18 protein-coding genes are annotated in these 18,682 nt (G+C 73.1%); 8 read left to right on the forward strand and 10 right to left on the reverse strand.

Annotated features, from left to right (window positions below):
* Position 1 precedes the first annotated feature (1 nt).
* The 4 genes from OG500_RS26270 to OG500_RS26285 form a co-directional block, all read right to left on the reverse strand.
* Positions 2-973 (reverse strand): WXG100 family type VII secretion target, encoded by a 972-nt coding sequence (locus OG500_RS26270; protein ID WP_329583823.1) that lies wholly within the window; start codon positions 971-973, stop codon positions 2-4.
* Positions 970-1,248: a hypothetical protein gene (locus OG500_RS26275; protein WP_327069327.1), complete on the reverse strand. Its 279-nt coding sequence runs from the start codon at positions 1,246-1,248 to the stop codon at positions 970-972. Before OG500_RS26275 ends, OG500_RS26270 begins: the two co-directional genes overlap by 4 nt.
* 131 nt (positions 1,249-1,379) lie before the next feature.
* Positions 1,380-1,958 carry an NADAR family protein gene (locus OG500_RS26280; RefSeq protein ID WP_329583825.1) on the reverse strand — a complete coding sequence of 193 codons (579 nt, stop codon included), beginning with the start codon at positions 1,956-1,958 and terminating at the stop codon, positions 1,380-1,382.
* A gap of 129 nt (positions 1,959-2,087) precedes the next feature.
* The gene (locus OG500_RS26285; protein WP_442789232.1) at positions 2,088-3,542 is read right to left on the reverse strand and encodes an MFS transporter; all 1,455 of its coding nucleotides are present in this window, start codon (positions 3,540-3,542) and stop codon (positions 2,088-2,090) included.
* A gap of 112 nt (positions 3,543-3,654) precedes the next feature.
* Here OG500_RS26285 and OG500_RS26290 point away from each other — a divergent pair, with 112 nt between their 5' ends.
* Positions 3,655-4,560: a helix-turn-helix transcriptional regulator gene (locus OG500_RS26290; RefSeq protein WP_442907063.1), complete on the forward strand. Its 906-nt coding sequence runs from the start codon at positions 3,655-3,657 to the stop codon at positions 4,558-4,560.
* 6 nt (positions 4,561-4,566) lie between these two features.
* Here the strand turns inward: OG500_RS26290 and OG500_RS26295 are convergent, their stop codons facing one another.
* The 4 genes from OG500_RS26295 to OG500_RS26310 form a co-directional block, all read right to left on the reverse strand.
* A complete protein-coding gene (locus OG500_RS26295) occupies positions 4,567-5,097 on the reverse strand; it encodes a GNAT family N-acetyltransferase (RefSeq protein WP_329583827.1) in 531 nt (176 codons plus the stop codon).
* A gap of 111 nt (positions 5,098-5,208) precedes the next feature.
* On the reverse strand, positions 5,209-5,910 hold the full coding sequence (locus OG500_RS26300) for a hypothetical protein (RefSeq protein ID WP_329583828.1): 702 nt from the start codon (positions 5,908-5,910) through the stop codon (positions 5,209-5,211).
* A 42-nt stretch (positions 5,911-5,952) separates the two neighbouring features.
* Positions 5,953-6,369, reverse strand: a complete 417-nt coding sequence (locus OG500_RS26305) for a hypothetical protein (protein WP_327069331.1) — start codon at positions 6,367-6,369, stop codon at positions 5,953-5,955.
* 74 nt (positions 6,370-6,443) lie between these two features.
* Positions 6,444-6,932, reverse strand: coding sequence for a hypothetical protein (locus OG500_RS26310; protein ID WP_329583830.1), 489 nt, complete (start codon positions 6,930-6,932; stop codon positions 6,444-6,446).
* 225 nt (positions 6,933-7,157) lie between these two features.
* On the opposite strand from OG500_RS26310, the gene OG500_RS26315 reads away from it, so the two are divergent.
* From OG500_RS26315 to OG500_RS26340, 6 genes are all read left to right on the forward strand, one after another.
* Positions 7,158-8,498, forward strand: a complete 1,341-nt coding sequence (locus OG500_RS26315) for a sensor histidine kinase (protein WP_329583832.1) — start codon at positions 7,158-7,160, stop codon at positions 8,496-8,498.
* Positions 8,486-9,130: a response regulator transcription factor gene (locus OG500_RS26320; protein ID WP_327069334.1), complete on the forward strand. Its 645-nt coding sequence runs from the start codon at positions 8,486-8,488 to the stop codon at positions 9,128-9,130. Before OG500_RS26315 ends, OG500_RS26320 begins: the two co-directional genes overlap by 13 nt.
* Before the next feature lie 2 nt (positions 9,131-9,132).
* The gene (locus tag OG500_RS26325; protein WP_329583835.1) at positions 9,133-9,939 is read left to right on the forward strand and encodes a DUF4097 family beta strand repeat-containing protein; all 807 of its coding nucleotides are present in this window, start codon (positions 9,133-9,135) and stop codon (positions 9,937-9,939) included.
* 262 nt (positions 9,940-10,201) lie between these two features.
* Positions 10,202-11,275 (forward strand): tRNA dihydrouridine synthase DusB, encoded by a 1,074-nt coding sequence (dusB, locus tag OG500_RS26330; protein WP_442789364.1) that lies wholly within the window; start codon positions 10,202-10,204, stop codon positions 11,273-11,275.
* A 451-nt stretch (positions 11,276-11,726) separates the two neighbouring features.
* On the forward strand, positions 11,727-14,546 hold the full coding sequence (gene ppdK / locus OG500_RS26335) for a pyruvate, phosphate dikinase (RefSeq protein WP_329583838.1): 2,820 nt from the start codon (positions 11,727-11,729) through the stop codon (positions 14,544-14,546).
* Between the two features lie 125 nt (positions 14,547-14,671).
* Positions 14,672-15,097: a ribonuclease domain-containing protein gene (locus tag OG500_RS26340; RefSeq protein ID WP_329583840.1), complete on the forward strand. Its 426-nt coding sequence runs from the start codon at positions 14,672-14,674 to the stop codon at positions 15,095-15,097.
* A gap of 6 nt (positions 15,098-15,103) precedes the next feature.
* Here OG500_RS26340 and OG500_RS26345 read toward each other — a convergent pair whose 3' ends face one another.
* Both OG500_RS26345 and OG500_RS26350 read right to left on the reverse strand, forming a co-directional pair.
* Complete coding sequence (locus OG500_RS26345) at positions 15,104-16,108, reverse strand: hypothetical protein (RefSeq protein WP_327069339.1); 1,005 nt, start codon at positions 16,106-16,108, stop codon at positions 15,104-15,106.
* A 102-nt stretch (positions 16,109-16,210) separates the two neighbouring features.
* On the reverse strand, positions 16,211-16,954 hold the full coding sequence (locus tag OG500_RS26350; RefSeq protein ID WP_327069340.1) for a GNAT family N-acetyltransferase: 744 nt from the start codon (positions 16,952-16,954) through the stop codon (positions 16,211-16,213).
* A 718-nt stretch (positions 16,955-17,672) separates the two neighbouring features.
* Between OG500_RS26350 and OG500_RS26355 the strand changes: the two genes are divergently transcribed.
* Entirely contained in the window at positions 17,673-18,620 is a 948-nt protein-coding gene (locus tag OG500_RS26355) for a PAC2 family protein (protein WP_329583842.1), read from the forward strand.
* The last annotated feature ends 62 nt before the right edge of the window (positions 18,621-18,682 follow it).

Genomic DNA, 18,682 nt, shown 5'->3' on the forward strand with positions numbered 1-18,682 from the left:
TTCAGCCGAACGCCTGCTCGATCCGACTGGCCGGCACGTGGTAGGGCGCCGGTGGGTCGGCCGGCGGCGGGCCGTCCAGTTGGCCCGCCAGCTTCTCGGCCTCGCCCTTCAGGTCGGGGTGCACGCCGGTGACGGCTCCGAGGAGCGGGGCGGCGAGGCCGCTCTTGATCGGCTTGACCAAGAGCTGGCCCGCGAGGTTGGCGCCCTTGTACGCACTCCCGTAGCTCTTGAGCTTGGTGAGCTGCCGGTCCCCGGTGCGGATGTTCTTGATCACCTTGCGGGCCTCGTTGGCCGCCTTGATCTCCTTGCCGATCTTCTCCGCCTCCCGCAGCTCCTTCATGGCCTCCTGGAGCTTCTTCAGCTTCGCCCCGAGCGCCTCCGACACCTTGGTCACCCGGGCCACGAACGCCGTGATCTCCGCGTCCGCCACCAGCCCGTCCACGATCGAGGCCAGGCCCAGCGTCAGGATGTCCGCGACGAACCCCGCCGCCACCGTCATCCCGATCCACTCGATGGCCTCGCGGATGATGCCGATCACGGTGTCCTCGGCGAGCTGGCACTCCGCCGCGGCCGAGCCGATGATCTGGGCGGTGTTGGCGGCGTCGTCGGCGGTGGCGTCGATGGCGGCGACCAGCTGGCCCATGTGGGTGCCGAACGCGTTGGAGGCGCTGCCGTGCCACTGCTGGGAGACCGGCCCGGCGCCCTGGCGCAGTGCCTCGGCGACACCGCGCAGCGCCATGGCCTGGTCCTGCCAGGTCTGGGCGGCGGTGAGCAGGGCCTGCGGCTGGCCGGTCACCTTGTCGAGCTGGTCGAGCAGCCCGGTTGCTTCGAGGACGCCCTTGACCACGTCGTCGAGGAACGAGCCGATCACGCCCGGGTTGTCGCCGTGGATCTGCGGCAGCGGCTTCAGCGGCGCCGGCGGCTGTGCGCCGGCCCACCCGTAGGCGTTGCCGCTCGGGTCGGGAGCCCTCACTGCCCACCCCCGAACATCCCGGCCATGTCGGCGTCGGTACCGCTGTAGTTGACCGCCGTGGTCTGCAGGCCGCCAGTGGCGTAGTCCAGGCAGTCCATCAGATCGCTGCAGTTCTGCTGCTCGGCGGTGGCGTGGCCGCTGTACGCGTCCAGCAGTTCGGCGGAGTTCGGCAGCTTGCCGAACGCCCCGTCGGGGATCTGGACCTGGGCGAGCGTCGCCTGTATCTGGCTCAGTACGCCGTACTCCTGGTCTATCACCTGGCTGTAGGTGACCAATGCATTGGGTTGTACCTGAACGTCTGGTTCCCGCATGACTCGTTCCCCCATGATGACGGTGTGCTGGATGGTGCCAGGATCAGGACGACCAGAATAAACGTGCGGAGTCCGGCCGGGGGCACCAACGGGCCTCAGCCCAGTTGCTCGCGGGCCGCCATCAGGGCGAAGCCCAACAGGTTGAGCCCGCGCCAGCGGTGGGGGTCGTCGGCCCCCAGCTCGTGGGCGGCCAGGCCGATGCCCCAGACCCGGTCCACCGGGCTGGCCTCCACCAGCACCCGCTTGCCGGTGCCGAGCAGGTAGTCGCGCAGCGCCTCGTCCTGCCCGAACTTGGCCACGCTGCCGGCCACCACGAGCGCGAACCGCTCGGCCGTCCACCGCTCCTCGTCGAAGCCGCGCACCAGTCGGCCGAGCTTCTTCGCCTCGGCCGGGGTGCGGGCGGCCAGGATCCGCTCCTCGGTCCCGCCGTCCCCGAAGAGCCGGGCCTTGCCGGCCATCATCCAGTGCTCGGCGGAGGCGTACGCGACGCCGTCGACGGTGAACGGCGAGGGCCACCACTGGCTCAGCGTGCCGGAGCCGATCCGGCCGTCGCGCTGCGGCTGGTGGCCCCAGAAGAAGAGGTACTTGGGTCGCGCACCGGCCGCGACCAGGCCGGCGAGGTCGTCACGGGTGCGGGTGTCGGCTGGGTGGCTCACTTCGGCGGGGCGGTTCATGGGGGGAATCGTCGCAGGGCGGGGCGGGGGAGGGCGAATGGAAAACCGGAGACGGCTCGGCCCTCGCCCGGGGCCCGCAGGGCGGGGCCGGACGAGGGCCGAGCGGATGGCCCATCAGCTGTGTGTGACTCAGTTCATGCTGCGCGGCAGCCGGGTGCTCAGGTAGGTGATGACCACCGCGCCCACCAGCTCGATGCCCAGCACCACCGCGAGCCCGTGGGCCATGCCGATCGACGGGACCAGCGTCAGGAAGAGCGTGCCGAGCGTCGCGACGCCGAGCGCCAGGCTCGACTGCTGGGTGGTGGCCAGGACGCCGCTACCGACGCCGGCCCGCTCCAGCGGGACCTTGGCCAGGACCACCCGGAACAGCGGGGTGCCGATCAGGCCGTTGCCCAGGCCGGTCAGGGCCATGCCGGGCAGCAGGGTGAGGACGCTCAGGCCGTGGAAGTCGGTCAGGACGGTGACCAGCAGCACCACCGTGCCCAGCGGGTTGATCAGCGAGCCGGCGGTGATGACGCGGCTGCCGAAGCGGCCGATCAGCCGCGGACCGGCCAGCGAGGAGGCGAAGTAGCCGACGGCCAGCGGGACCAGGGCCAGGCCCGCGTTGACGGGGCTGAGCTGGAGGCCCTGCTGCAGGGTGATGGCCAGGATGAACATGAAGGCGCCGAAGTTGGTGAAGTACGGCACCGCGATGCCCAGGCCGCGCCGCATGTCGGGGATCCGCAGCAGCGACAGCGGCACCAGCGGGCTGCCGCCGGCCTGCTCGGTGCGGCGCTCCACGACCACGAACGCCCAGGCCGCGAACGGGAAGAGGGCGAGCAGCAGCCAGGTCCACAGCGGCCAGCCGACGGCGCGGCCCTCCATCAGCGGGACGAAGAGGCTGAGCAGCGCGACGCTGAGCAGCGCGGTGCCCGGCAGGTCGACCCGGCTGGGGGCGGCGGAGCGGTTCTCGGGGACGAAGCGCAGCGCCAGCAGCACGGTGGCCACCGCGAACGGCACGTTGAGCAGGAAGACCGAGCGCCAGCTGCTGCCGAGCAGGTCGGCCTGGACCAGCATGCCGCCGAGCACCTGGCCGATCACCACGCTGATCCCGCCGACCGCGCCGTAGATGCTCAGGGCGCGGGCGCGGTGGGCGCCCTCGGTGGTCGCGGTGATGATGGCGAGCACCTGCGGGACCAGCAGCGCGGCCGAGGCGCCCTGGGCGACCCGGGCGGCGACCAGCGTCCAGGCGGTGGGGGCCAGGCCGCAGGCGAGCGAGGTGAGGGCGAAGGCGGTGACGCCGATCAGGAAGAGCTTGCGGCGGCCCAGGCTGTCGCCGAGGCGGCCGCCGAGCACCAGCAGGACGGCGAAGGCGATGCCGTAGCCGGCCGCGATCAGCTCCAGGACGGCGGGGCCGGCCGAGAGCTGGTGGTCGATGCTGGGCAGTGCGACGTTGACGATGAAGAAGTCCAGCATGGGCAGGAAGGCGCCGAGCAGGACGGTGACCAGGCCGGCCGTCGTCAGGGTGTGACGGACGGGAGCCGCTGTGGTCAGGTGCGATGAGCTGATGGGGAGAGCCTGTGGGCGTTCCAGTTGCTGAGTCACGGGTCCTACGATCCGGCAGTTCCCACCCTGGTACCAGAGTCTCGTTATCCTGTTATAACGACTACCAGGCACCAGGGTCGCCCCGGGCGCGCGCCGGGCGCATGCTGGGGGCATGCGCATCGCGAACTCGCCCACCACAGTCAGCGTTCCAGCCGCGGAACCCCCTCGCACCGGCGCCGCCACCCCGGTGTCCGACGCGCCGGACATGCGTCGCCAGGAGCTGGCCGCCTTCCTGCGCAGCCGCCGCGAGCGGATCTCGCCCGAGCAGGTCGGCCTGCCGAACACCGGGCGCCGCCGCACCCCGGGCCTGCGGCGCGAGGAGGTCGCGCAGCTCGCCGCGGTCGGGGTGACCTGGTACACGTGGTTGGAGCAGGGGCGCGACATCCAGGTGTCGGGGCAGGTGCTGGAGGCGGTCTCCCGCGCGCTGCTGCTCGACCCCAACGAGCGCGAGCACCTCTACATCCTGGCCGGGGCCGGCAACCCCACGCCCAGCAAGGACTGCCCGGTGATCACCCCGGCGGTGCGGCAGATGCTCGACCAGATGACGCTGCTGCCCAGTTGGGTGCTGAACAGCCGCTACGACATCCTCGCCTACAACGCGATGTGCGTGCGACTGCTCGGCGACTTCGGCCAACTTCCCCCCGAAGAGCGCAACGTGGTCTGGCTGATCTTCACCAACCCGGCCTACCAGTCGCGTTGGCTCGACCTGGAGGCGGCCCAGCAGCAGGTGGTGGGACGGATGCGCGGTGCGATGGCCGACCACGTGGCCGATCCGGCCTGGAAGGCCCTGGTGGCCCGACTGCGGCAGGCCTCACCGGAGTTCGAGGAGCGCTGGCAGCGGCACGAGGTGCTGGGCCGCGGGAACGGCAACAAGGGCTTCCTGCACCCCGAGGTCGGTGTGCTGCGGATGGACTACACCAACATGTGGTTCGGCCCGCGCGAGGGCACCCGGCTGGTCGTGTACAGCCCCAGCGACGAGGAGGGGCGGGTCAAGCTGGAGCAACTGGCGGGGGACTGAAGCCGGTTACGCCACCGGCCGGCCCGGGAAGCGGTAGATGCCGCGTCCCTCGCGGTCGTCGACGCCCGAGTGGCGCAGGCCGAGGCTCTCGGCGAGGCGGCGGGAGGGCAGGTTGGCGGCGTCGATCAGCGCCACCACGGGCGTCTGCGGGCGCAGTTCGCCGGCCAGCTCCAGCGTGGCCCGGGCGGCCTCGGCGGCGATGCCCCGGCCCCAGGCGGCGGGGGAGTAGCGGTAGTAGAGGTTGAGCGTGGGCGTGCCGTCGAGTTCGAACAGCCGCGTCCCGGTGAAGCCGATCACCGTTTCGGGGTCGGTGCGCAGGCTCACCGTGCAGTAGCCGATGCCCCGCTCCGCCCAGTCGTCGAGCCAGATCCGCAGCGTCGCCTCGCTCCTGGCCAGGTCGGGGTGCGGGCCGGTGGGGTTGTAGCGGTTGGTGGCCGGGTCGCCGTGCACCGCGAAGACGGCGGCCCCGTCGCCGGGTGCGGGCCGGCGCAGCAGCAGGCGGTCGGTGGTGGCGATCGGAGTGGTGTCGACGAGCATGGCGGATCCCCCGGTGTAATAGTCACTGGCGCAGTCAGTCTATTACGCTGCCGGCTTCTTGGGCAGAGGGTCCGGTCCCGGCGGATGAGCGGACGAATCCGGCGGACGGACTCAGCGTCCGGCGGACGGACTCAGCGGATGACCGGAGCGCTCCGCCAGCCAGACGCGGGCGTCCACCAGCGCCGGACCGTCGACCCGGGCGGCCCCGGCGGTCCAGGCGGCCCAGCGCAACTCCTGGCAGGCGAAGAAGTCCTCGCCGTGGGCGTCGACCCAGATGCTCACCGTCCGCCCGCCGGTCCGGGTGACGTCCCACCACTGCCAGGTGCGGAAGGTGTTGTCCCAGTCGAACCGCTCCAGCCACCCGGCCAGGCGCCACCCGGTCCCGTGCCCGGCGGCGACGAACCGCCCGGCGCCCTGACGGGCGAACTCCGGCGCCGTCTCCCGTGCGGCGTGCGCCGCGCCGGGGCCGGTGCTGATCGCCGCGAACCACGGTGGCACCGGCCGGACCGACCGGTCCAGCGCCAGGGCCGCGGAGTCCGGCAGGTGGTCGAGGTCCAGCCCGGCCACCGTGTGGTCCAGGGCGCTGCCGAGCACCGCGCGCAGCCGGGCCTGGTACTCCTCGACCGTGGCCGGTCCGGCGACCTCCACCAGGAAGCGGCTGAGGGCGGGCACGGTGAGCTCGGCCGCCGTGGGCGGGCGGTCCACCCGCCCGCGCTCGGCGACGAGTTGGGCGTCCTCCTCGTCCAGCCCGGAGTCCGTCGCGTAGTGCAGCCCGGGGCCCGGCTCGGAGTCCATCGCGTGGTCCATCGCCATGACACCCCTCCTGCGACTCGCACGGCAGGGCGACGCTAACAGCTACGCCGCCAGGGCCAGCACCGCTGCCCCGGCCACCCGGCGGCGCGGCATCCGCCCCGGCCCGCGCAGCGCGAGCGCCGCGCAGAGCGCCGCCAGCGGCAGCTCGGCCAGCACGGCCATCGCGAGCGCGACCAGCAGCCCCGAGGCCGTGTTCGCCGTGCCGAGGTCCCAGAGCGCGTCGCTCACCAGCAGCAGCGCCGCGCACCCGGCCAGCGGGCGGTGCAGCCGGTGGCCGGCGCTCAGCAGCACGGCGGTGCCGAGCAGGCAGCCGGCCTCGGCCAGGTCGAGCGCGGCCCAGCCCGCCGAGTCGCGCAGCGCCAGCAGCAGGACCGCGATCCACGGCAGCAGCACCAGGCCCGCGGCGCCGAGCAGCCGCGCCTGGCGACGCGCCGCCGTCCACTCGCTCCCGATTCCCATGACGCTTCCTCCCGCTCCCTCGACGAGGTGTGTCCCCAAGGCCCGCCCCCGGGCCCGTCCTGCTTCCGCGGCGCTCAGCGAGCCCGCCCGGCCCGCAGCCGCTCGGTGCCGCCGTCGGCCCGGCGGGCCCGCACGTCCACCAGCGGCCCGGGCGCCCAGCCGAGCCAGAACGCGCCGCCGACCACCACCACCTCGGCAGGCCGCCAGGTGCGGCGCAGCCGGGCACCGGCGAAGTCGACCTCCGGCGCGCTGCCGTCGGCGTCCACCCGCCCCCAGGCGAAGCCGGCCACCGTCCCGTCGCCCGGTCCGGCGACCTCCAGCCCGCCCGATTCGTCCAGCACGCCGGAGCCGTCGAGGTGCCGCGCCCCGCGCAGCAGGTGCTCGCTGAGGCTGCTGGCGACCAGCACGTCGATCAGCTCGCCGTGCTCGTAGACCTCCAGGGCGGGGCGCGCGCCGCCGTCGGCCAGCCGGATCGACCACGGCCCGTCCACCGGCCAGGTCCAGCCGTCCCGGGCAGCGTCCCCGGTCGGCCCGTCCCCGGCGACCTCGTGCGCGGTGTCCATCCGAGCCACCCCGTTCACGTCCCTGCCCCGTCCGTCGTCGCGTCGTGTGCCGCGTCCGGCCGGTGCGGCGCGGCGCGCTCCGGGCGCCGACAGGCTCCAGCCTCCCGCCCGAGGGGTGCCGCCGTCGTTGTCGTGCACTGCCGTCTTGGGGGTGTACCTGGCTACACCCCCGGGCGGCATCCAGCTGCACTGCCGGCCCTCGGGCACGCGCCCTAAGCTGTCCGGGTGATCAGGACCAGCTGGCGGCGCCGACTGCGCGAGTGGATGCGCCGGGGCACCGCGCACCCCAGCCTGGCCTGGCTCTGGTCCGGTCACGACGAGCGGCACCCGGCCCCCGGACAGCGGGGCGAGCGACCTCACGTACCCGGGGACTGGTCCGCCCGGGCGCTGCGCGACCTGCGGCTGGTGGCGGCGGGGCTGCCGTTCCTGCTGCCGCTGCTGATCCTGGTGACCTTTACCGAGCTGGTCACCGCGGTCTGCGTCCTGCTGCTGATCCTGCTGCCGCTGCTGACCCGCGCCCAGCGCAGCCGGTTCCGGGCGCTGGGCGGCCTGGAGATACCCGAGCGCCCGCCGCTGACACCGCCGGGCACCTCGGCCGGGGTGCGCTGCCTGACCTGGCTGGGCTCGGAGTCCACCTGGCGTCAGGTGGGCTACCACGTGCTGATCGGCCCGACCGTGGCCCTGTTCGGGCTGCTCGGCCTGCTGGGGCTGGGCGCGGGGCTCGCCATGGCGACCGTCTTCGCCTGGCACGGGCTGATGCCGCGCGGCAGCCTGGTGCGCGGCGGCGGCGGGCACGGCGTGATCGATCTGGCGCTCACCGCCGTCGGCGTGCTGCTGCTCTTCGTGGGCCCCTGGCTGGCCGTGCGCGCGGCCCGGGTGGACCGGCGGGCGGCCCGCGCGCTGCTGGGGCCGAGCCGGGCGCGCGAGCTGGAGCGCCGGGTGGAGGACCTGGCCGAGAGCCGGGCCGGCGTGGTGGACGCGGCCGACGCCGAGCGCCGCCGGATCGAGCGCGACCTGCACGACGGCGCCCAGCAGCGGCTGGTCTCGCTCGCGATGAACCTGGGCCTGGCCCGCAAGACCCTCAAGGACGTCCCGCCGGAGGCGATGCGGGTGATCATCGAGGCGCACGAGGAGGCGCAGGCGGCCATCGTGGAGCTGCGCGACCTGGTGCGCGGCCTGCACCCGGTGGTGCTGGAGGACCGCGGCCTGGACGCGGCGCTCTCCGGCATCGCGGCCCGGGCCCCGCTGCCGGTGCGGCTGACCGTCGGCCTGGCGGCGCCGATGTCGCCCACCGTCGAGGCGGTCGCCTACTTCGTGGTCTCCGAGGCGCTGGCCAACGTGGCCAAGCACGCCCGCGCCTCCCGGGTCGACCTGTCGGTCCGCCAGCTGGGCCCGAAGCTGCGGATCGTGATCCATGACGACGGCGTCGGCGGCGCCGACGCCTCCCGGGGGACCGGCCTGACCGGGCTGCGCAAGCGCGCCGCCTCGGTGGACGGCACCCTCGCCATCAGCAGCCCCCTCGGGGGCCCCACCATCATCACTGTGGAGTTGCCGTGCGAGCTGTGATCGCCGAGGACTCGGTCCTGCTGCGGGTGGGCCTGGTCAAGGTCCTGGAAGCGGTGGGGTACGAGGTGGCCGCCGCGGTCGGTGACGCGCAGGCGCTGCTGGCCGCCGTCGAGGAGCACCAGCCGCAGGTGGTGGTGACCGACGTGCGGATGCCGCCCGGCATGACCGACGAGGGTGTCCGGGCCGCCCTGATGATCCGCCGGCAGTGGCCGCAGGTAGCCGTGCTGCTGCTCTCCCAGTACGTGGAGGAGCGGTACGCGGCCGACCTGCTGGCCACCAACACCAGCGGGGTGGGCTATCTGCTCAAGGAGCGGGTGGCCAATGTGGACGACTTCCTGGAGGCACTGGAGCGGGTCGCGGCCGGCGGGACCGCGCTGGACCCCGAGGTGGTCGCCCAGCTGCTGGTGCGCCGGCACCGCGATCCGCTGGAGCGGCTGACCCCGCGCGAGCGGGACGTGCTGGCGCTGATGGCCCAGGGCCACTCCAACGCCGCGATCGCCGGGTCGCTGGTGGTCAGCGACAGCGCGGTGGCCAAGCACATCAACAGCATCTTCACCAAGCTGGACCTGCCGGCCGCCGACGCGACCCACCGCCGGGTGCTCGCGGTGCTCCGCTTCCTCGGGGAGGGCTAGCCGTGACGGCGGCGCAGCAGGGGGAACCACGGCCTCAGGGCGCCGAGCGGCGCGCCTGGCGGGTGGTCGGGACGCTGGCCGGAGCCGCGGTGATCCTCTTCGGCGCCGGCCAGACCTGGACCAGCCTGGTGCGCCAGACCAGCATCCGCCCCGACCGCTACCCGAGCACGGTCACGGCGCTGGAACTGGACCTGCAGAACGCCAGCGCCACGGTCACCGCCGGCGGTGACGACCAGATCGCCGTCCAGCAGGCCGAGCGCTGGACGGTGCGGCAGCCGCAGATCAGCCGCGTCGTGGTGGGCAACACGCTGAAGATCTCGGCCCGCTGCCCGAAGGTGCTGGGGATCGACGAGCCCTCCTGTTCGGTGGACCTGGACATCGGCGCCCCGGCGAGCACCGCCGTCACGGTCCGGAGCACCTCGGGCGACACCAGGATCCGCGGCCTGAGCGGTGACCTGAGCCTGCGCACCACCTCCGGCTCGTTCCAACTGGACGACGTCTCGGGCCGGCTCGCCGCGCAGCTGACCAGCGGCACGCTCAACGCCCAGCGGGTCTCCTCCGCCCAGGTGCAGGCCCACACCACCTCCGGATCGCTGAACCTGCAGTTCGTCGCGCCGCCGCAGGACCTGTCGGTGACCGCCACCTCGGGCTCGCTCACCGCGGGGCTGCCGCCGGGCAGCACCTACCGGGTCAACGTGCGCGGCTCGGCCGACACGAACCCGGCGCTGAACGACTCGGCCTCGGCGCGGTCGATCACGGCGAGCGTCGGCTCGGGGCACGCCAGCCTGGACTACACGGCCGGCGGCTGACGGGCCGGGCCGGGCCGGCCGAGCCGGCTGGCCGATCGGGTCCCGAAGGGTGCTGCTCCGGGTGGGGGACAATGGAGAGTCCACTCCGCCCGCTCCCGCCGAGGACCCGCTGCGCATGACCGCCACGCCCGAAGTCCCCAACGCCCTTGCCGCGACCGAGCCCGCCGCGCCCGTCCAGGGCGCCGGGCCCGCCCCAGGCGGCGAGTTCGCCCCGCTCTCGATCGGCCCGCTGCAGGTCTGGCCCCCGGTGGTGCTGGCGCCGATGGCGGGGATCACCAACGCGCCGTTCCGCACCCTGTGCCGTGAGCAGTCCGGCGGCAAGGGGCTGTTCGTCAGCGAGATGATCACCACCCGGGCCCTGGTCGAGCGCAACGCCAAGACCATGCAGCTGATCCACTTCGACCCGAGTGAGAAGCCGCGCTCGATCCAGCTCTACGGCGTGGACCCGGCCACCGTCGGCAAGGCCGTGCGCATGATCGCGGAGGAGGACCTGGCCGACCACATCGACCTCAACTTCGGCTGCCCGGTGCCCAAGGTGACCCGCAAGGGCGGCGGCTCGGCCCTGCCCTACAAGCGCAACCTGCTGCGCGAGCTGCTGCGCGAGGCGGTGGCGGGCGCGGGCGGGCTGCCGGTCACCATGAAGATGCGCAAGGGCATCGACGACGACCACCTGACCTACCTGGACGCCGGGCGGATCGGCGCCGAGGAGGGCGTCTCGGCGATCGCGCTGCACGGCCGCACCGCCTCCCAGCACTACGGCGGCACCGCCGACTGGTCGGCGATCGCCCGGCTGCGCGAGGCGGTCCCGGCGCACATCCCGGTGCTCGGCAACGGCGACATCTGGTCGGCCCCGGACGCGCTGCGGATGATGCGCGAGACCGGCTGCGACGGCGTGGTGGTCGGCCGCGGCTGCCTGGGCCGGCCCTGGCTCTTCAAGGACCTGGTCGCCGTCTTCGAAGGCGTCACCGACCCGGTCCGCCCGAGCTTCGCCGAGGTCGGCGCCGCGATGCTGCGCCACGCCGAACTGCTGGGCCGCTGGATGGGGGACGAGCAGCGCGGCGTGGTGGACTTCCGCAAGCACGTGGCCTGGTACACCAAGGGCTTCTCGGTCGGCTCCCAGCTGCGGGTCGGGCTCGCCACGGCCAGCTCGCTCGACGAGCTGGCCGGGCTGCTCGCCGAGGTGGACCAGGAGCAGCGCTGGCCGGCCGGTGCCGACGGCCCGCGCGGGCGCACCAGCGGCAACGGACGGGTGGTTCTGCCGGACGGCTGGTTGGACGATCCGTACGACTGCGCCATTCCGAGCGTTGAGGCCGAGTTGGACACCTCTGGCGGATGATTCATCCATAGCGTCCAAGTAGCCACGCGAAGGCGGCGGGACGCGGTGTCCCAGCCCTCTTGGCCAATCTGGCCAAGAGGGCTCCTTTCTGGCAGATTTTCATCACGGAGAGCAGTCAAACCGGCGCGTTGGGCAACGAATGGACGAGTTTCGATACGTACGATGAGCGAGCCGCGTCCGTGACACTGGCCACACCGTGGCACGGCTGACGGCACGTCAGGGGTGTCGAAAGTGCCACGGTGTCCAAATCGCTTCCCGAACGGGCATCGCGGCCGATTGCGCGCTTGGCTGCAGGAAATCAAGCCGGGGAATCGAGGCGGTCCTCTCATCGCTACCCTCCGTCCGCTCCACGCGATCTTCAGTGGCAATGCGTTCAAGACTTGAACGATCGCTAGCGTCAGCCGGACGATTTCAGCAACAGAGGTGAACGCCTTCACAAGCTTTTGATCTCATGGGTCGAGCCTGGCCCTCGGGATCGGACGGCCTATCGACGGCGCGAAACCGCCTTCGAAATGGGTATGTTCTCCGGCGTCAGGGCAACCCCGTGCGAGGAGACCGACCCGTGGCGGCGACGCAGAAGTTTGTTTACTCCTTCACCGAAGGAAACAAGGACCTCAAGGACCTGCTGGGCGGCAAGGGCGCGAACCTGGCCGAGATGACCAACCTCGGTCTCCCGGTTCCTCCGGGGTTCACCCTCACCACCGAGGCCTGCAAGGTCTTCCTGGAGACCGGGGCCGAGCCGGCTTCGCTGAACCGTGAGGTCAGCGACCACCTGGCAGCGCTCGAGCAGCAGATGGGCAAGAAGCTCGGCCAGGCCGACAACCCCCTGCTGGTCTCGGTCCGTTCCGGTGCCAAGTTCTCCATGCCCGGCATGATGGACACGGTCCTGAACATCGGCCTGTCCGACGTCTCGGTCGCGGGCCTGGCCGCCCAGTCCGGTAACGAGCGGTTCGCCTGGGACTCATACCGCCGTCTGGTCCAGATGTTCGGCAAGACCGTGCTGGGCGTCGACGGCGAGCTGTTCGAGGACGCGCTGGAGGAGGCCAAGCACGCCAAGGGCACCGGCAGCGACCTGGACCTGGACGCCGAGGACCTCAAGGCGCTGGTCGAGACCTTCAAGGCGATCGTGCTGCGCGAGACCGGGCGGGAGTTCCCGCAGGAGCCGCGTGAGCAGATGGACCTGGCCATCCACGCCGTCTTCCACTCCTGGAACGGCGACCGGGCCCGGCTCTACCGCCGCCAGGAGCGGATCCCCAACGACCTGGGCACCGCCGTCAACATCTGCTCCATGGTCTTCGGCAACCTCGGCGAGGACTCCGGCACCGGTGTCGCCTTCACCCGCGACCCCTCCACCGGTGCGGTCGGCGTCTACGGCGACTACCTCTCCAACGCCCAGGGCGAGGACGTGGTGGCGGGCATCCGCAACACGCTGGCGCTCTCCGAGCTGGAGCAGCTGGACAAGAAGTCGTACGACGAGCTGATGGCGATCATGCACAAGCTCGAACTGCACTACCGCGACCTGTGCGACATCGAGTTCACCATCGAGCGCGGCAAGCTGTGGATGCTGCAGACCCGGATCGGCAAGCGCACCGCCGCCGCCGCCTTCCGGATCGCCGTCCAGCTCGTCGACCAGGGCCTGATCGACCTGGACGAGGCGCTGCACCGGGTGACCGGCGGCCAGCTGGCCCAGCTGATGTTCCCGCGCTTCGCCCCGGAGGCCACCTCCAAGCAGATCGCCCGGGGCCTGGCCGCCTCGCCCGGCGCCGCGATCGGCAAGGTCGTCTTCGACTCCTACACCGCGGTCAAGTGGTCGCGGTCCGGCGAGAAGGTCATCCTGGTCCGCCGCGAGACCAACCCGGACGACCTGGACGGCATGATCGCCGCCGAGGGCATCCTCACCTCGCGCGGCGGCAAGACCTCGCACGCCGCCGTGGTGGCCCGCGGCATGGGCAAGACCTGTGTCTGCGGTGCCGAGGAGCTGGAGGTCGACACCAAGCGCCGCAAGATGACCACCGCCGACGGCCTGGTCATCGAGGAGGGCGACGTCGTCTCGGTCGACGGCGGCACCGGCAAGGTCTACCTGGGCGAGGTACCCGTCCTGCCGTCCCCCGTGGTCGAGTACTTCGAGGGCACCCTGCACGCCGGCGCCGACGTCCAGGGCGGCCTGGTCCAGGCGGTGCACCGCCTGATGTCGCACGCCGACGTGCGCCGCCGCCTCGCGGTGCGGGCCAACGCCGACAACGCCGAGGACGCGAACCGGGCCCGCCGCTACGGCGCCCAGGGCATCGGCCTGTGCCGCACCGAGCACATGTTCCTCGGCGAGGAGCGCCGCAAGGAGGTCGAGCACCTGATCCTGGCGGACAACGACAAGGACCGCGAGCAGGCGCTCTCCACCCTGCTGCCGCTGCAGAAGAGCGACTTCGTCGAGCTCTTCCAGTCGATGGACGGGCTGCCGGTGACGGTCCGCCTGCTCGACCCGCCGCTGCACGAGTTCCTGCCCGACATCACCGAGCTGTCGGTGCGCGTCGCCCTCGCCGAGGCCCGCAAGGACCCCAACGAGAACGACCTGCGCCTGCTGCAGGCCGTGCACAAGCTGCACGAGCAGAACCCGATGCTGGGCCTGCGCGGGGTTCGCCTGGGCCTGGTCATCCCCGGCCTGTTCGGCATGCAGGTGCGGGCGATCGCCGAGGCGGCCGCCGAGCGCCGGCTGGCCGGCGGCGACCCGCGTCCCGAGGTGATGATCCCGCTGGTCGGCACCGTCCAGGAGCTGGAGCTGGTGCGCGACGAGTGCGAGCGGGTGCTGGCCGAGGTCGCGCTGTCCACCGGCGTCAGCCTGGACATCAAGCTCGGCACGATGATCGAGCTGCCCCGCGCCGCCGTGACGGCCGGCCAGATCGCCGAGGCCGCCGAGTTCTTCTCCTTCGGCACCAACGACCTCACCCAGACGGTGTGGGGCTTCTCCCGGGACGACGTGGAGGCCTCGTTCTTCACGGCCTACCTGGAGAAGGGCATCTTCGGGGTCTCCCCGTTCGAGACCATCGACCGCGACGGTGTCGGCTCGCTGGTCAAGCACGCCGTGAAGGAGGGCCGGGCGACCCGTCCCGACCTGAAGCTCGGCGTCTGCGGCGAGCACGGCGGCGACCCGGACTCGGTGCACTTCTTCCACGAGGCGGGCCTGGACTACGTCTCCTGCTCGCCGTTCCGGATCCCGGTGGCGCGCCTGGAGGCCGGTCGCGCCGCCCTTGAGACTGCGGGCAGCGACTCCCGCTGACCCGCGCCCCCTCCAACGGGGAGGGGCGACCGGCGGCGCTCGGCGCAGGAGAGCCGCCGGCCGTACAGAGCCGGGGCGGGTACGGACAACGGCGTCCGTACCCGCCCCGGCTCTACGCTGTTCGGATGCGCATCTCCAGCCGCCTCCGCCTGATCGCCCTCGCCCTCGTGCTGCTGGGCGCGCTGGCGGCCACCGCCCTGTACGCGACCGGGCGCCACCACGGCCCGTCCGGGCCCGCTGCCGCGACCCGCACGGCCGGCACGGCCGCCGCGGGCACCGTCTGCCAGAGCCGGCTGCCCGGCCAGGCGCGCGACACCCTGGTGCTGATCGGCAAGGGCGGCCCCTACCCGTACCGCACCGACGGCGTGGTCTTCGACAACCGCGAGAAGCGGCTGCCCAAGGAGCCCAGCGGCTACTACCACGAGTACACCGTGGTCACCCCGGGCTCGGGGGACCGCGGCGCCCGGCGGATCGTCACCGGCGGCGCGGGCGAGGAGTACTGGACGTCGGACCACTACGCCACCTTCCAGCGGATCGACGCCCGCTGCTGAGGCCCGCTACCCGACCCGGGACCGGGTCCAGGTGATCCGGTGGTAGGGCCCGTGCGGCCCCGTCGCCAGCAGGGTGCGCAGTTCGCGCAGCACCGTGGCCGCGTCGGTGCGCAGCTGGTGCGGGGTGGCGCGGACCACCGGCAGCCGGGCCGCCTGCAGGCGGTTGCCCCGGGTCAGGGTCCGCTCGTAGTCGGCCGGACGCAGGTGCCAGGCCCGCGAGTCGATCTCCAGCGCCACGCAGGACTGCGGCCAGAACGCGTCGGGGATCGCCAGGAACCGGCCGTCCAGCAGCAGCACCGGGTTCCACAGCGGCTCGGGCAGGCCGCCGCGGCGCAGCACCTCGCGCGCCTCGCTCTCCGCGATCGAGTAGATCCCGCAGGTCAGCTCGTCGGCCACCTGCCGCACCTGGGGCAGTGCCACGGTGGCCGGCGGTCCGCCCAGCAGCCGGGCCAGCAGGTCGGCCCGCTCGCAGTGCCGGCCCTGCACCGCCTCCGCGCACAGCGCCCGGAACTGCCGGGTGCTGGTCAGGTGCGGCGCGACGTCGGCCAGCGCGCGCCCCACCCCGACGCTCCACAGGCCGTCGTCCCGCTCGAAGCCGGCCGGCAAGGCGCTCGATCTCGCGGGGGAGCGGTGCACCCGGACGAAGTCCCGGCTGGCCACCCGCCGCCCGGCCGGGATCAGGACGTCGACCACCTCGACGTCCGAGGGGTGCCCGGCGCTGGCCAGCCCGGCGTCGGCCAGCACGGCGAGCCCGGTGAGCAGGACCGAGCCGGGCATCGGCCGCTCGCCCTTCGGAGCGGCGTAGCTGAGCGCGGCGCGCAGCCGCTGATGCGGTGTCAGCCGTCCGCTCTGCAGGCAGATCACCCGCGGCAGGACCCGCTGCCAGGGCCCGCCCGGGCGCAGCCGGTGCGCGATGGTCCCCGACGGGACCCCGTGTTCGATCAGCTGCGCGCGGGTGACGATGTGCTGCTGGTCGGCGCCGAGCAGCCGGACGGAATCGAGGGCAGTCATGGCGGGGTGGTGCCCAACAGAACCGTGGGTATGCGAAATATCCCCCGCAGGGGGTCACCGTCGCCGCAGGTTGACTCCGGCCCCGCGCGGGGCCGGGCCCGGTCAGACCGCGATCAGCGAGCCGGCGTGTCTGACGCACTCCTGGTCGAGTTCGCGTCCCATGCCCCGGTCGATCCGCCGCTCCGGCGCGCTCGGCGCGATCGCCGCCGCGATCCGCAGCTCGATGATGTCGCGCACGGCCGGCCACTCGTCGGCCAGGATCGAGTAGAAGGCGGTGCTGCGCACCACCCCGTCCAGCCCCCGGCTGTGGGCCCGGCGCACCCCCTCGGAGGTGGCCCCGAGCCGCTCGATCGCCGCGCGCGAGCGCAGGTTGCGGGCGTCGGCCCGCAGCGAGATCCGCTGCACGCCCCAGGCCTCGAAGGCGTGGCGCAGCATCAGCAGCTTGGCCTCGGTGTTGATCCCGGTGCCCTGGGCGAGCGGCGACAGCCAGGTGCGGCCGATCTCGGCGGCGTCCGGCACGGCGGTGTCCGGGTCGCCGATCGGGCCGGCGGGCAGCGGCGGCCAGACCACCGGGCCCTGCCAGTAGTCGAGTTCCAGGAACCGGGTGGAGCCGACCACCAGACCGTCCGAGGCGCGCACGGTGGCGAAGGCGAGCGAGCGGCCGGCGGCCTGGTCGGCCTGCGCGGTGGCGATGAACTCGCGCGCGGCGGCCAGGTCCTGCGGGACGGCGGTGAAGGCGTACGTCGTGCGGTCCTTCGAGCCGGCCGCGGCCAGGGCTTCGGCGTGCTGCTCGGAGAGGGGCTCCAGCCGAACGGTGCGGCCGGTGAGGGTGACAGGTGCTGGCACGGAACCTTCGGTCCTTCGGCAGTCGGAGGGACCCTCGCGCCCGGGTGACGGGCGTCCGGGAGTGGACAGTTCGCCCCGCCCCGAGGTGTTCCACCACGCCCCGGGTACGCCGGAGCTCGGCCGTACGGCGGGGTGGGGGTGGCCCGAAGGCAGGCAGCGCGGTGCCGGAGCGGGCACGGTTCACGAAACCGGTCCGGCGGGGAGGTGCGGGGGGACAGTGTGCGTCCGCGAGATGGCCGAGAGGGGAAGGAGTGCGCGAAGGGAAGCAGGCGGCCAGGTGAAGGCAAGGTGCGATGTGGGTGGCTGCTCGTGCATGGATCGGGACCGCGGCCCACGGCGTGACAGACGACGTGGCGACGACGCGATGATGCGTGGCAGCGAGAGGACCATACCCGGCTTGGCCCCGTGCGTCACTTCGCGGCACGCGGGTCGGCTGCGCGAGTGTGCCGATGCTACGCCCCGCCGGGCATCGAAGGCCAGCGGCCCGCCGACTTTCCCCGCTCTGACCTGCACCGATGGCCCGGGTGGCGGCCGGGCGCCGGACATCGGGCCCGGTCCGGGGATGAGAGGATTCCAGCGTTGCCCCGGCGGCCGGGAATGTCGGTGCCGCGCGGCACGCTGGTGTGTAGACCGGAGTGCCACCGCCGGCCGGGATCGGTACGGCGGGGCGGCGCTCCGGGCAGGTCAGAGCCGACGACGAGAAACGGTTGGGTGCGCGGTGCGTGATCCCGAGGCGCTGTACGAGCTTGAACCGCAGGGCGTGGCGGCGGTGGCGGCTGCGAACGCGGCCGTGACCTCGACCGCCGAGGGCGGACTGGTGCTGCTCTACCACTTCGAGGGCTTCATGGACGCGGGGGAGGCCGGCGAGCAGGTGATGGCCCATCTGCTGGCCCAGGGCAGCCCGCAGGTGGTGGCCAGGTTCGACCACGACCGGCTGGTCGACTACCGGGCCCGCCGGCCCGCGATGACCTTCGACCGCGAGAGCTGGACCTCCTACGAGCCGCCGCAGATCCTGCTCCAGCTGGTCCAGGACGCCACCGGCACCCCGTTCCTGCTGCTCACCGGCCCGGAGCCGGACGTCGAGTGGGAGGCCTTCGCCGCCGCGATCGCCGGCCTGGTGGAGCAGCTGGGGGTGCGCCTGGCGGTGGACTTCCACGGCATCCCGATGGGCGTGCCGCACACCCGCCCGGTCGGGCTGACCCCGCACGGCAACCGCCTCGACCTGGCCGCCGGCTACCCGCAGTGGTTCGAGAAGGCCCAGGTGCCCGGCAGCGCGCAGGCGCTGGTCGAGTACCGGCTGGCCGAGGCCGGCCACGAGGTGCTGGGCTTCGCCGTGCACGTGCCGCACTACGTGGCCCGCTCCGCCTACCCGGCCGCCGCCGTGCTGATCCTGGAGGCCGTCCAGTCCGCCACCGGCCTGGTGCTGCCCGGGCACCAGCTGCGCGAGCGGGTCGGTGAGGTCTACGCCGACATCGAGGAGCAGCTGGCCCAGGGCGACGGCGAGCTGCGCTCGGCGATCCGCGGCATGGAGGGCCAGTACGACGCGGTGGCCGGCGCCGAGGGCCGCGAGAGCCTGCTGGCGGAGGCCGCCGAGCTCCCGTCGGCCGACGAGCTGGGCCGCCGCTTCGAGGAGTTCCTGGCCGAGCACGAGCGCGGCGAGCAGTAGGGCCGCTCGGGCGCCGGGAGTCATCGGCGCCCGGTCGTTCGTTGCTTCGGTGGTGGTGACCG

Origin of the sequence: Kitasatospora sp. NBC_01250 (assembly GCF_036226465.1) — a bacterium.
Lineage (GTDB): Bacteria > Actinomycetota > Actinomycetes > Streptomycetales > Streptomycetaceae > Kitasatospora.